General features: G+C 58.3%; 10 protein-coding genes. 7 read left to right on the forward strand and 3 right to left on the reverse strand.

The genetic code is table 11. From position 1 onward, the window contains the following. The 5 genes from ACMRQN_RS06475 to ACMRQN_RS06495 form a co-directional block, all read left to right on the forward strand. Positions 1 to 710: DmsC/YnfH family molybdoenzyme membrane anchor subunit (locus ACMRQN_RS06475; RefSeq protein ID WP_418734302.1), on the forward strand; the 710-nt coding region annotated here is incomplete at its 5' end. Positions 711 to 733: 23 nt separating this feature from the next. Next, positions 734 to 3,355, forward strand: a complete 2,622-nt coding sequence (locus ACMRQN_RS06480; RefSeq protein WP_418734303.1) for a molybdopterin-dependent oxidoreductase — start codon at positions 734 to 736, stop codon at positions 3,353 to 3,355. 10 nt (positions 3,356 to 3,365) lie between these two features. Beyond that, entirely contained in the window at positions 3,366 to 3,944 is a 579-nt protein-coding gene (locus ACMRQN_RS06485) for a 4Fe-4S dicluster domain-containing protein (RefSeq protein WP_297149668.1), read from the forward strand. A 142-nt stretch (positions 3,945 to 4,086) separates the two neighbouring features. After that, the gene (locus ACMRQN_RS06490) at positions 4,087 to 4,848 is read left to right on the forward strand and encodes a TorD/DmsD family molecular chaperone (protein WP_418734304.1); all 762 of its coding nucleotides are present in this window, start codon (positions 4,087 to 4,089) and stop codon (positions 4,846 to 4,848) included. An 8-nt stretch (positions 4,849 to 4,856) separates the two neighbouring features. Beyond that, positions 4,857 to 6,143 (forward strand): radical SAM protein, encoded by a 1,287-nt coding sequence (locus ACMRQN_RS06495; RefSeq protein ID WP_418734305.1) that lies wholly within the window; start codon positions 4,857 to 4,859, stop codon positions 6,141 to 6,143. A gap of 368 nt (positions 6,144 to 6,511) precedes the next feature. Here ACMRQN_RS06495 and ACMRQN_RS06500 read toward each other — a convergent pair whose 3' ends face one another. From ACMRQN_RS06500 to ACMRQN_RS06510, 3 genes are all read right to left on the reverse strand, one after another. After that, on the reverse strand, positions 6,512 to 9,181 hold the full coding sequence (locus ACMRQN_RS06500) for a LuxR C-terminal-related transcriptional regulator (RefSeq protein WP_418734306.1): 2,670 nt from the start codon (positions 9,179 to 9,181) through the stop codon (positions 6,512 to 6,514). Positions 9,182 to 9,367: 186 nt separating this feature from the next. After that, positions 9,368 to 9,613 (reverse strand): 4Fe-4S dicluster domain-containing protein, encoded by a 246-nt coding sequence (locus ACMRQN_RS06505; RefSeq protein WP_418734307.1) that lies wholly within the window; start codon positions 9,611 to 9,613, stop codon positions 9,368 to 9,370. A gap of 145 nt (positions 9,614 to 9,758) precedes the next feature. Next, the gene (locus ACMRQN_RS06510) at positions 9,759 to 12,422 is read right to left on the reverse strand and encodes a molybdopterin-containing oxidoreductase family protein (protein ID WP_418734308.1); all 2,664 of its coding nucleotides are present in this window, start codon (positions 12,420 to 12,422) and stop codon (positions 9,759 to 9,761) included. A 284-nt stretch (positions 12,423 to 12,706) separates the two neighbouring features. Between ACMRQN_RS06510 and ACMRQN_RS06515 the strand changes: the two genes are divergently transcribed. After that, complete coding sequence (locus ACMRQN_RS06515) at positions 12,707 to 13,261, forward strand: hypothetical protein (protein ID WP_417051893.1); 555 nt, start codon at positions 12,707 to 12,709, stop codon at positions 13,259 to 13,261. A gap of 87 nt (positions 13,262 to 13,348) precedes the next feature. After that, positions 13,349 to 13,690, forward strand: a complete 342-nt coding sequence (locus ACMRQN_RS06520; RefSeq protein WP_418734309.1) for a hypothetical protein — start codon at positions 13,349 to 13,351, stop codon at positions 13,688 to 13,690. Positions 13,691 to 14,209 lie beyond the last annotated feature (519 nt).

Below are 14,209 nucleotides of genomic sequence, written 5' to 3' on the forward strand. Positions count from 1 at the left end.
CGTTTGAAACCTGCTTCCAGCGCACGCGCACGGGTGAGCGCCCGTGGCTCGTTCCCTTGGTGATCGTGGTCTTGTTTGCGGTTGGCATGATAGCTGCCTCGACGCATGTCCAGAGCATTCCGCGTGCGCTCGCTTCGGTCAGCGCTGGCACGGTGAACTTTGGTTCTGGAATGGTCAAAGAGGTTGCGGCTTCAGGCATTTTCTTCGCGCTTGTGATTGTCGACCTTATCATCACGCTTGCTAAGAAAAACAGCCCGTTTGCGTTGCGCGTCGTTGCTGCCGTCGCTGCTGTGGTGTGCATGGTGCTTATGGCCACCGCGTATGTGGACGTGTATGGCAATGCCGTGTGGAGCAATGCTCCAGCAACGGTGCTCTCGTTTTTCGCAGGAGATTTGGCTATGGGTCTCGGTCTGTGCGCCGTGCTCGGGTCGGTTGACGTCACCAAGAAGCCGGCTCTTTATGCGTTGCTCATCGTTGACGCTGCGCTCGCTATTGGTTTGGCGCTTGAGGTTGCTGCATTTGGCGGTCAGGGCGCAAACCCCGTCACGCAGGCTGTCGGCTTGGTGGTTGCGCCCGTCGCTTCCGCTGCGCTTGCGCTTGCGGCTTCCAAACTCGAGAACAAGAAAATGCTTGCGATTGCCATGTGCGCATTGCTGGTGATTGGCGTTGCCATTGCCCGCTACGCGTTCTATGCAACGTGCGCGATGTAGAAATCTGAAGGGGGAAACTGACAGTGGGTACGAATAATATTTCCCGTCGTGGTTTCTTGGGGGCATCTGCTGCTGTTATGGCGGGCGTTGCGGGTCTTGCTGCGACCGGCTGCTCTGCGGAGTCGAGCCTCGAGACGACCGAGGAGATGGGTTTGCCCGTCGATCCCGCAAAGGGCGGCGAGTGGATTCCTGCGGCGTGCTGGCATAACTGCGGCGGCCGTTGCATGAACAAGGTCATGGTCAAAGATGGTGCCGTGATTCGCCAGAAGACCGACGACACGCACGAAGACTCTTTCGATTACCCGCAGCAGCGCGGTTGTGTGCGCGGCAAGGCGCAGCAGCAGCAGTGCTTCGGCGCCGATCGCCTGAAGTATCCCATCAAGCGCAAGACCTGGTCTCCGGAGAACCCGAACGGCGAGATGCGCGGCAAAGACGAATGGGAGCGCATCAGCTGGGATGAGGCCATTAGCTACATTGGCGATCAGTTCAAGACCATCAAGGAGAAGTACGGCAACCAGGCGTTTCTGCTAGGAAGCTACGGCTCGCGCCTCGCGTTCGCGCCGCTTCTGGCATGGGGCGGGCACACCAGCACCGCCGACACCACTTCCCATGGTGCCTATCTTTTGAATACCGCCGACACCATCGGCATTCCCCGCACCGACGCGGGCGTGTGCAACGATCGTACCGACATGCTGAACGCCGACACCATCGTGTTCTACGCGTCCAATCCTGCGTGGTCTGCCGCCGGTACGCCGAGCTACCACTACATCCGCGCGAAGGAAGCGGGCGTCAAGTTCATCACCGTCGACCCGATCTACACGGCATCCGCCCAAATGCTCGACGCCGAGTGGATTCCCATCCGCACCGGCACCGATACGGCGTTCTTGCTGGGCGTCGCTTCCGAGATGATCCGCCTGGACAAGGCCGAGGGCGATATCGTCGACTGGGAGTTTTTGGACAAGTACACCGTCGGTTTCGACGCCGATCACAAGCCTGAAGATCTGAAGGAAGACGTCAACTTCGCCGACTATCTGGAAGGCAAGTACGACGGCGTGAAGCACGACGCCGAGTGGGCGTCTACCATCTGCGGCGTTCCCGTTGAGAAGATCACGTGGTTCGCTCGCGAGATCGGCAAGAAGAAGAACGTGTGGCTGCTTCACAACTTCGCCGCCGCTCGTTGCGATGCGTGCGAGAACGTTCCGCAGTTGTTCATGACGCTTGGCGCTATGGGCGGCCACATGGGCAAGCCCGGCAACTGCACCGCGAACAACTACCATGCAAACGCTGGTAACGGCGGCCCCGCCCTGGTGAAGGGTGGCAGCTCGGGTTATCCGAGCCAGAAGAACGAGATCGACGGCGTCATCCCCGGCCCCCAGGTGTGGGAAGCGTGCCTGACTGGCAAGTATCGCATGGTCGGCGACTGGTACTCCGGCAAGGGCTCACAGGCTGGCGAGGATCGCACGTGCGACATCCACTGCATTATCCATGACGAGAACGCCTACCTGCAGACCGGCCCGAACATGAAGCGCGGCATCGAGGCGCATCGCAAGATGGATTTCGTTCTGGCAAAGGCCCAGTTCATGACCACGCAGGCGATGTATTCCGACATCGTGTTGCCCGTCACCACCCAGTGGGAAGTTCCCGGCGGCCTTTCCGCTTCCAACCGCGAGTTCCTGTTCTGCTTCTCGCAGGTCACCGAGCCGCTGTTCGAAGCGAAGACCGACGTCGAGATTAACTCCCTGATCATGGAGGCCATCGGCGTGGACCCGAAGATGGTGTACCCGATCAGCCCGAAGCAGGCGTTCTTCAACAGCATCGCGGGCACCACGGTCATCGCGGACGACGACTCCGGCAAGTATGTGCCGCTCGTCACCGTCACCGAGGCCGACCTCAAGGAGTGGGGCGTCGAGGGCAAGACCCAGACCGGCCGCGTGGGCCTCAATGAGTTCGTCTCCAACGGCGGCTACCAGGTGGAGCGCAAGAAGGACGACAAGTACTCTTCGTTCCTGGGTTACGCCTCGTTCATTCAGGACCCTGAGAAAAATCCGCTCAAGACCAAGAGCGGCAAGTTCGAGATCACTTGCCAGGCGAAGGCAGACCTGTTCAACAGCATCGGCCTGTGCGACCACACCTACGCGCCGTACCCCGAGTACCTCGTTCCCGGCACGGGCTACGAGACCACCTTCAAGGACGGCAAGATCGGTGGCGAGAAGGGCGAGTACCCGTACCTGCTGTTCAACCCGCACTACTTCCGCCGTTCGCACTCCGTGTTCGACAACTGCCCCTGGCTGCGCGAGGCTTGGGCGAACCCCGTGTTCCTGAACGCCTCCGACGCGAAGGAGAAGGGGATCGAGGCTGGCGATACCGTGCGCGTCTGGACGAAGTACGGCGAAGTGCTGCGCAAGGCGTGCTGCATGGAGAACCTCATGCCCGGCGAAGTCGGCATTCCGCACGGTTCTTGGGTTCGCCTGAACGAGAAGACCGGCATCGACGAGGGCGGCGCCGACAACTACCTCACCGGCAACAACATTTCCGGCTGCGGCGTGACCAGCTACAACAACAATAACTGCAATTTCGAGAAATACGATGGCCCTGCATTGGAAGACGACTGCTACACCGATGCACGCATCCTGAATCTTGGCTAAGGAGGGAATCATGGCTTTTGGTTTTTACTTTGATATGACGCGTTGCATCGGCTGCCGCGCGTGCCAAGTGGCGTGCAAAGACAAGAATCGTCTTGAGGTCGGAACCCTGTATCGCAATGTGAAGAGCTACACGGTCGGCACGTTCCCCAACGTTAAGTCGTACAGCTACTCTGGCAGCTGCAACCATTGCGAGAACCCGATCTGCTTGGCCAACTGCCCGACGGGCGCGATCAGCAAGGCTGAAGATGGCACTGTCGTTCAGGACCAGAACAAGTGCATCGGTTGCCGTATGTGCGTGATGAGCTGCCCGTACGGCCATCCGCAGTACTTCCCCGAGAAGGGAGTTTCCGGCAAGTGCGACGGCTGCTACGGCCTGCGCGCTGACGGCGGCCAGCCCGCTTGCGTTGCGGGTTGCCCGAACCGCGCGCTTGACGCTGGCGATGTTGACGAGCTTCGCAAGAAGTATGGCAACGATCTGGACAAGGGCACCATCGTGGTGCTCCCGAGCCCCGATCTGACCCAGCCGAACCTCCTCGTCAAGACCAAAGATCTTGCGTTCGATAGCTCTGCTGTCGAGCTGACCTGGTAGAACCAGGGTTTCGTTTTCCGCCGCGCCGCATCTCGCTTGTGGCGCGGCGTTTTCTTGTCGTGTAGTATTCACTGGAACAGTTGGCTGCCCGTGTTCTCGCTGCGGCGAGAAGGGACGGCCTTCCCTTGAAAGGAGCGGCGTTATGCCTGATCAACAACTCGAAAGCCGCATCGGTATGGATCTTGCCCGCCGCGCGTACCTCTACGATCTGCTTCATGCGGTCTTCGGCGGTAACTGCTCGCCCGACTTCGTCGCGAAGCTCTTCGGTGCGCAGGCTCGCGAGATGTTCGCCTGCGAGGCTGCCGTGATCTCTGATGGGGACCTGTCCGTTGACGGCGGGTGCGTTCTTGCTAAGATGGACCGCTCGCTCGACGATTGTGCGAGGGAGGTTCTGGCGTGCTATGACGAGCGCGGGGACCTGCCTTCGGATGCCGTGCTGGCGCTTGCGTCTGAGATGGAGGGCGACTACGCGAAGCTCTTCCAGATTCCCGGGGACTGCTACGTTCATATGTGGGAGTCGCCGTACGTGGGCACCGAGCAGACGCTGTTCCAGTGCAGCACGCTCGATGTTCGCGCGGCGTATCATGCCGCCGGTTTGAAACTTCAAGCTGAAAAGCAGTTCCCCGATGACCACATTGCGGCTATGCTGGGATATCTGAGCTGCATGGGGTCTCGCGCGTACGAGGCGTATGCCGACGGGCGCGATTCCGAATGTCGGAAGGCGCTGCAGAATTCCAAGGCGTTTTTGGAAGCGCATGTGCTCACGTGGGTCAACGCGTTCGCTCAAAAAGTAATCGAACAGGACGCGCGCGGACTGTATGCCGCATTTGCCCAGAGCATCGTCATGGTTGCCCATGTCGATAGTGTGCAGCTCGACTGGCTGATGGGACATATTGGCGAATAGGGATTGCGATGGACGTTCGGGAATACGCGAAAGCATTTAACCAGGTGGAACGCGATTATGAGGAAGCGGTCGCCGCTTTCGGCGTTCCCTTCGAGGCTTCGGAATCCTGTTCCCGAGAGCGTCGCGCACAGGTGGCCCGCGCCTGCGGCTGCCATTGCGAGAATGGGGGCGGCTCCCTGTGGCGCGGGTGGGTATCGCCTGCGTGCTTGGCGTGCCGCACCGGCGAGCGCACGGCAACGTTTTTCATTGACCTGCGTTGCACGCGCCATTGCTACTTCTGCTTCAATCCCAACCAGGATCACTACGAGTATTTCCTTTCCCACCGCCGCGATATCGTATCCGAGCTCAACGCCGCACACGATGCGGGCGCTCAATTCGACTGCCTTGCTATCACGGGTGGCGAGCCTTTGCTGCACAAGGAGCAGGTCGTGGCCTTCATCGAACGGGCGCGCGAGCTGTATCCCGCCGCTCACGTGCGCTTATACACGTGTGGCGATCTGCTTGACGACGTGTGTCTGGAGCAACTCGCGCAGGCGGGGCTCGATGAGATCCGATTCAGCGTGAAGCCCGAAGACGTTGCGAGGGCCGATGCGCCCGTGTTCGAGCGTATGGCGGCTGCCGTGTCCTCGTTGCCGCACGTCATGGTTGAGATGCCGGTGATTCCCGGCACGCTCGCCTCGATGAAGCCGCTTCTCACGCGCCTCGACGCGATGGGCGTGCGGGGAATCAACCTGCTCGAGTTCTGTTTCCCCCTCTGCAACGCGGAAGAGTTCCGCGCGCGCGGTTTCGAGCTGCGCAAGCACCCGTTCAATTACTTGTACGATTATTGGTACGGCGGCGGCGTCCCCGTTGCGGGCAGCGAGGCCGAGGCACTGGCGCTGCTCGAGTACGCCGACGAGCAACAGCTTGAGCTTGGGGTGCATTATTGTAGCTCGGACAACAAAAACACGGGGCAGATCTTCCAGCAAAACAAGGCGTTTCTGGAGGATGCCGATTTGCAGGCCGCATATCCCTGGCTTTCTCTTGATGAGGGAGGCAAGCTCCTGAAGTGCGCAAAGGCTTTCGACAAGGATGCGAAGGCGGTTCGTGCGTGGGCGCGAGCATGCCGAGTGCCACAGGATTGGGATGCGAACGTGCCTTCGATTGCCATTCCGCTCGACCGCCTGGGGGAGGCGCGCAAGGCGTGCCCCAAGGTGGTTTTTGCAGAGAGCATCAACGTTTTCGAGGACCGAGAGGGGCGACCCTACTTGCGCGAGCTGGGCGTTCGCGAGATCGAAGGCGGCGAAGACGCGTAAGGGAGCGTAAGGGGGCACTGCCGGCTCCAGGCTTGCCTCATTGCTCCAAGCGAGGAAGAAATGAGGTGGCCAGGCGCTTCGGAGCGGCCCTAAGGGAGCCCAATTCGGGATGTCGTCGTAACGGGAGGATGCAACCTTATCGCAACATCCGACCCTGCCCCATAATCACCGACCTCATTCCGCTTTCCCCGCCAGGCTCGCCCACCACCGCAGTCCGCGCTGCTAGTAGGCTGTACGGATAAAGCTTAGGCCTCGGCAATACAAAAGGGTAAGGGGGTGCGCTCTCTCAATCTTTTTCTAGCGAAAATCCAGATTGCTAATGTTGTATGAAGTGCGCTCGGTTGGATTCTTGCATAGATGCTTGCTTTCTATGAGATGCCGAGTTCCGCTGCAAGTGCTACAAGCTCGCTGTAGCGCTTCACGCCAAACTTGTGGTACATGTGTGAGAGATGTGACTTCACGGTACTCTCGCTTATGCAGAGCTCCTGGGAAATCTCCTTGCGGTCCATGCCAGAAAGCGCGAGCTTGATCACTTCGAGCTCCTTGCTTGTGAGTTCCACAGCTTGACTCAGCTGGTCTTCTTCGCCTTCTCCCAATTGCATGAAATCTTGCCTAAGCAACGACTGTGCAAAGTGACGATTCTTGTAGTTGGGCTTGGCGGTGGTGAGATAGACCATCAGCAGAGAGCGCACCTGGCGGGCTTTCCAGCCAAATATAGCGACGATGTCGTTTTCCTGTGCACGGCTGACGCATAGGTCGATTTCTCGCACCGCACGTGTGCGTTGTCCGCGCTCGAAGTAGATAAGGGCGACCTCCAACATGAGAAGCTGTGCAATGAGGTTGTATTCATGACTGTCAGCGATTTCGAGTAGGGCGAGCAGGCGCTTCTCCCTTTCTTCCTCGTCGACGATGGAAAGCTCTACGAACTCGCGCACGAGACGGGACTGCGCTGTCATCGCAAGACCCAGCATGTCGAACTCCCTATATGAGGCGAGTGCCTCTTGCACACGCCCTTCGAGCAACATGAGCATCGCGTGGTTTTGGAAGGGTTGTACAGCAGCCATGCGGGGAATAAAGCTCAATGACATCTTGACCAAGCTCATGCTCTCTCTAAGGATGGCGTCTGCCTTGTCTATGTCTCCAGCAGAGACATAGGTCCAGGCTCGGGCAGTACACCAATCTAGGAACATATCGACGTTGCTGCGCTTGGAAATGAGCGAGGTCGCCTTTGCGAGGCGTTGCTCGCGCTCCATGTTGTTGTTGCTCAAAACATCGATCAAGGCCTCAAGCGAGCATGCGGCACCGCAGGTCACGTAGTCCGGTGCATAGCTCGTTTGAATTTGACGGCACATTTGAGCGGCGTGCTTGAGGTTTCCTTGCTCGAAGTACGAGAACGCCATCGAGTAACTGTTGATTGACGAGAGGAAGGGGAAAGACCCGTCGCTTGTCAACGAGGCGAATTCCAGGTGGCGCTCGAGACCCTCCTGGATTTTGCCCTGCTGGTCGAGGGCTTCCGAACGGCAATTGGCGAGTATGACCTTGAGCGGGATGAAGTCCTTGCCTGCAAGGCGGCTCTCCATTTGGTGGGCTTTCTCGATGCCGTCGTCGAACTTGCTGGCGAGGCAGAGCTCTTTGACCTTAATGACCTCGAGCGATAAGCGCAACCTCTCGTCGACGAGCTCATCGCGAAGCTCGTGCAGGGGTTTGAGCCAGAAGTCGAGCTCGTCGAGCTGCGCGCTGTAGGCATAGGCCCATGCCGCCAGTAGGTAAAAACAAGGGCTGAGTTCCTTGATATCGATATTACGACGGAACATGGTTATACTCATGAGCTCTGCCGTAGTCATGTTTGGGTAGGCGACGCGTACGAGGTTGAAGATGTCCTCGCGCTCGCTTGCGAGAATCTTATGCTTGGCGGCAGCGGTTGCCAGTCCATTCCTGAGGCACCAGCGCGAAGCGCGGGCGTTTAGCAGGCGCTGCTCGTGCGAGGAGAGGATTTGGGCTTTCTTCATGACCCACTGCGAGAACAGGGGATGGAGCTCATATTCGCCTGAATTTGTGTCGATGGGGAAGAAGAACGCGTTGCGCCTGTGCAGGCTGCTGATCACGGTGTCGACATCGACATCCCCAAGCGTGTAGCCAGCGACCCTGGTGGAGATCATGCCAAGAGATGCCGTCTTGAGGAGGAAGTCCTTCTCTTCTTGGGACAAACCAGAGAAGACCTCGAACTCGAAGAATTCGTTGAGGCGGGGATCGGTACCCGACAAATTGGCGACAGCCTCTTTGAATGACACACCCGCATCGACGCTGTCCATGACGATAGCCGTGCCGGCTGGCCAGCCTTGCGTTTTATCATGGAGAAGATTCAAGTCCGGCTCCTCCACTTGCTCGACTCCGGCGTCAAGAAGGTATTCGAGCATCTCTTGTTTTGTAAGCGCAAGCATGCTGTAGTCGATATTGAGCGCGACGTCTGGGATGGTAAAGCCGGGGAAGCTGTGCTTGGTGAAGGCGACACGTGACGACAGGATGATATGGACGTTTCCAGAGAGCGCCAACATGAGCGTCAGGAGCTCTTCGAGCGTCTCGAAGCCGTAGATGACGTCAAGCCCTTCTATAACGATGAACAAGCCGCCGCACTTGCGTGCACTGAGACTCATCTCGTTGGCCATTGTGAGGATGGCTTCGTTTCTTGCCATGGATTGGACCGCACCGAGACTTTTCACGAAATCGATACCCAGGGCTGTGCAGATTGCATAGTGGAAGTTGAGCCAGAAGCACTTCGAGTCGCGATCGCGGCGGTCGATGGCGAACCATGCTGCTTTTTCTCCAGCATTTGTGAGGCTGTAGAACCAGTCTGCGAGAGCGGTTGTCTTGCCATAGCCTGCAGGAGCGTTGAGGAACGTGAGGCGTTGGCGTCGAGAGCGGTCGAGCAGGTGCATAATACGCTCTCTTGGCTTGCCCCAGAGACGCTGCGCCGGTGGCATGGATTTGGCAACAATGGGGATGTTGTTTGCTGTGAGATGACCTGCAGTGCTCTCCATTGCCCCTCCTTGTGTGGAACCTTCTTTGTGCTGGCTAGACGACTTGTCGTCGGTTGCACTATGCCAATGCTCGGCAGACCGGCCTATCTGCGGCTACCAGACATGCTGTAGCTCCAGCGCGGCTTTGGCGAGAATCATATCACGAACACATGTTCCGCTAGTCTTGTTTTCAAGTTTCTTGAGAAGTTATTCTCGCAACGTCAGCTTGATTCGGACAGCATGGGTGGGGCAGTTCTGCAGGCACAGTCCGCATCCGGCGCAAAGCATGTCGCCTGTGACGTGCGAGTAAGGGCCGTGCTCGTCGCGGGCGGGTTCGAGTACGTGCTTTTGCGGGCAAAGGCGCACGCACTTCATGCAGCCGATACAGTAGTCCCTGTCGATGTAAACAGAGGGCTTGTTTCTCACAAAGCCCGCTGGCGGACCATAGACCATGGGTGCCTCCATCTGTGCTAGTCGAGAAAAGTTTGAAACGCAAAAGAGGAGGGGCAGCTGCAACTGCCCCTCCTGCTTGCGGGATTTCTGCCGCCTTATCTAGGAAAAGAAAATCGATAAGGTTGGCAATTACAACGTTGGGATCTTACTTGCCGTTGAGCTCCCAGCAGCCGATCTCCTTGTAGGCACGGTCCCAGACGGTCTCGGCATCGGGGTTGTCGTAGTACTCGATGGGCACGTTCTCGTCAGACTGATCGGCCGGGTCGATGCAGGGGTAGACCTTGCACAGCAGGCCGCGTGCGTTCCAAGTTGCGGTCATCTTGTCGGCGAGCTCGGGGTCGTCGTCGATGAGCACATTTGCAGCGCAATCGAACACGCCTTGGCTCCACGGCTCCTCGGCGGGAAGCTCCGGGTACCACCATGAAGGCGGAACCTGAACCATGCCCTCGGGGACGTCCCAGCCCACATGAGCCTTCTGGCGGATGCGTCCCATGCGCGTCTCGATCCAGATCCAGTCCCCCTCGCGAATGTGCAGCTTACGAGCATCGTTGATGTGCATCCAAGTCATTGGCCAGGGGACGACCGAGCGAGTACCGTGACCGGGCGTGCGCATCTCGGAGTGGTACAACGGGCTGATGCGGCCGGAGGTGGTCAGGCGCAGCGGGTACTCCTTGGCCAGCTCGGGGTTGCCCAGCGGAGTCTCGGGCTCGGTGTAGACGGGAATGGGATCATAGCCGAGCTCCTCGAGGACGGAGGAGAAGATCTCGGCCTTGCGGGAGGGAGTTGCGAAGCCGCGCAGCTGACCGTTGGCAAGGGGCTTCGCGTACTTGTAGAAGTCCGTGCCGTAGGGGAAGTAGTTGCCGAGGTTGGTCGCCTTCTCGCGATTCATGTCGGGCACGCGCTCGAGGCGGTATTCGATGAGGTCCTCGTAGGTCTCCCAGGGCCAGTACTCCTTCTGGCCGCATGCGATGCCGAGCGCCCTGAAGAAGTCGAAGTCCATGTGGCGGTCGTAGAGGGGCTCGACGCCGCGGTCTCCGGTAACGATGAAGTCGTTGGAGTCCTCAGAGGTGGTGCAGCAGGGGCGCTCCATCCAGTCGGCTGCGGGAATAATGTAGTCGGCGAGGGCCGCAGTCGGGGTCTTCCAGTAATCGACGACGACGAGGAGCTCGAGGGCCTTGAGGGCCTTGTAGACGCGCTTGGTGTTCGGCGCCCAGGCCAGCGGGTTGGAGGACCAGCAGATGCAGGCGGTGACGGGGTAGGGGTCCTTCTCCAGAATTGCCTTCCACATCAGGGACGGGCTGCACAGCATCTGGTGCAACATCGGGCGGTTCAGGCCGAACATCTTGCGGTAGCACTTGTCGATCGCCTTGAAGCCATGCCAGGACATGACGCGGAACCGCTCGTTGCCGATGTAGTCCTTCTGAATCTCGGGGGTGAGGAGATCTGAAAGCTCGAGCTCGGAGTCGCGGACGGGGAACAGCTTCTCCTTGTCGTCCGGGTCAGCCGGCTGACCGACGTACTCGCCGCCGGGGTTGTCGATGTTGCCGGTGAGGATGCGTGCCATGGTCTTGGCAATGCCAAACTGGGATGCGTTGATGCCGTGCTGGTCGCCGCCGCCCAGGCCCCAGCCGATGAATGCAGGACCGTTGGTTGCGTACAGGCGTGCTGCCTCGCGGATCTTACGAGCGGGGACGTTGGAGATCTTGGAGGCGCGCTCGGGCGTCCAATCCTTGAAACGGTCCTCGATGGCGTCGAAGGCAGTCCAGCACTCGACCTCGGAGCCGTCGGCCATCTTGATCTTGAAGGTGCCCTGCAGGGCCGGGGTGACCTCGCAATCCTCGTAGTAGCGGTTCTCGTCGGAGCACCAGGTCACAGGCTGGCCGCTAATCTCGTTGATTGCAAGGAAATCCTCGTGCTTGCCGCCGTTGAACTCGTCGAGGCGCACAAGCTTGCCAGTGTCCTTGCGGACCAGGAAGGGGGCGTTGGACCAGTAGCGAACGAACTTGTCATCCCACAGCTTCTCCTCGAAGATGACGTTGAGCCATGCGAAGGAGATTGCGCAGTCAGTGCCGGGATAGGGCTGCAGCCAGATGTCTGCAGTTGCGGAGCCGTCGATGCAGGTGGTATCGATGTTGATGTATTGGGCGGGGTTGTCCTGGTTGACTTCGATGCGGCCGCGCATGGTGCGCCACAGCGGACCCTCGGGAGCGTAGGCTTCAGACCAGCGCTTGCCCCAGTTGACGATTGTGCCGGTATAAGAGGGGGAGACGGGCATGATTGCCTCGACGGGCCAACCAACCATGGCCATGTTCAGAGAGTAGTTCCAGCACCAGCAGATAGTGCCAGGGTCAACAACGTTGCCGGGGTTGCCAAAGAGATTGAAGAAGCGCGTGCGTGCCCACAGGTGATCGGAGCGGTACGTGCCCTCGGAGGAGAACAGGGTCTTGGCGCCGTACTTCTCCTTAAGTGCCATGAGCTTGGTGGAAATCTCGTCGATCGCCTGTTCCCAGGAAATCTCCTCCCACTTGTCCTCGCCCTTCTCGCCAACGCGCTTCATGCAGTGGTTGATGCGCTTGGGATGGTAGTGGAACTTGATTGCTTTTTCGCCCTTGTTACCGAGGCGGTTGCAGAGAACGGAGCCCTCCTCTTCGTTAGGGCGCATCTCTACCAGGCGGCCGGTCTTGGTGTCGACACCGCACCAGACACCGCAGTTCATGTGGCACATGAAGCAACGGGTCCTGCGCCAGCGGATGCCGTTCTCATCGACCGTGTTGTTGGGGACACCCAACATGGAAACCTTCTCGCTCATTGTGAGTTCCTCTCTCCTAGGCTTCTCTTCACAATGTCGGGGCCCTCACCCCGACTCAGCGATGCTCTACATATTGAGGTCATTGACAGTCTATGAAATCCGCCTAACAGTTGAAATTCAGGTTGTCATTAGTTGAGAAGCGGTTGAAGAATAGATGCGAAGATGAAAAAGGACGATGAGCAGATGCCTGTTCGAGAATCCTATTGGTCTCTCTGAACGCATACAGTAAAGGCGGAGGAAGGCAATGCCTGATTGGGGGTTTGCCCCGTCAGAGAGAGGAATCGATGATGGAAACAAAGAACAGCGCTCAGGTTCAAGCCAACATTCCCAATGCATCCCTTAGTTCTTACGAGCCTGTCAAGATAAGCTTGGCTGATGCGCCGAGCGCAGAGGCGGAGCAGCTCGAGGGCTACAAGCGCGCGATGGCGGCGATGGAGCTTGCAATGCGCGTTTGCGGTGATATCGACCCCGCGATCTACGAGCAAGCCGCACTGGGTATCCGCACCCAGGCTCAAGCGCAGGCCGAGGCGCAGGGGACGACTCTTTCTGCAATGCTCGTCGATCAGAAGATCTCTCTCGAGCAGTACGAGCGTATGACGGCCCTGCAGGCAAGCGACATGGTCAACCAGGGTCTTGCCCTCGATGCGTGGGCTCGCCATTACGGCATCGAGCCGAGCGAGGAAGACGTCATGGAGATGATCGAAAGTATGGCACCCGGTCATGAGAAGGAGCTGCTTGAGGAGCTTAGCCAGGATCCGGCGCAGCTCGAGGCATTGAGCATCGCCGTGATGCGCTTTGCAGCTAACAAGCACCTTGCCGCTACGGCGATTGTCGAGTAGCGACGGCTTTTCTGTTTTAGAGAGGCGGGTCTGGAGTTGATCGCATGAAAAGGAACTCCACGTCCGCATGTATATTGAGGAGGAAAAATGGAACTGTTCGACACGCGCTTCTTCGAGATGCTCTTCTTGATCTGCTTTGGCATCTCGTGGCCTATGAACATCGTCAAAGCGGTCCGTGGCAAGACATCGAAGGGCGTCAGCCTCTGGTTCTTGCTGGTTTGCTTCATCGGCTATATCTTTGGCATCATCGCGAAGCTTGTGGACGACACGCTGTCGTACACCTTGATTTTCTACTGTCTGAACATCTGCATGGTGGGAACCTGCGTCGTGTTCTACTTCATCAACGCGCATCGTGACAAATTGGCCGATGAGGCTGCACAGGCCGCCGCGGGTTCGCAGCCCACTTCTGACGGCGGAGATAGCCGCTGATTGCGATTTTGAGTTACGAGGGGCTGGAGGGAGAGAGTCCGTGCTGTGGCTGTAAGGTGCGATCCGCAGCATCTCATAGGTGTTCGTCGCCTCGATAGAACTGCAAACGGCCTCGTCAGAGGCCGTTTTTATGTCGTGGCCCATCTGTGACCCAAACGGCGAAATTCTTCTTTAGAAATATTGATACGTTACCGTATCAGTTCTCTGGTTGCAGGTGGCTAGCGGGTCCGCATCACCTCAGGTGGCGTTTTACCGCAGGTAGTGATACGAACCCGTATCAACCGTTACTCTTGGCGGGTTTTCCCGATTCCGCAAAAATTGCAGGTGGATATTGATAAATCCACCTGCTAGCCACTTGCGAAGTTACTTCATTTTGACCTAGTTGTTATAGGTCACGCTGCTACGCATCTGTATGCAAACTTACGCAATTTGGCATAAAAACACCCCTTGCGCAGGTCATTCTCAAGGGGTGTTGTAGTTCACATATTGATACGATATTGTATCAGCTTTTACTCCTAC

This window comes from Ellagibacter sp., assembly GCF_048412355.1.
GTDB lineage: Bacteria > Actinomycetota > Coriobacteriia > Coriobacteriales > Eggerthellaceae > Ellagibacter.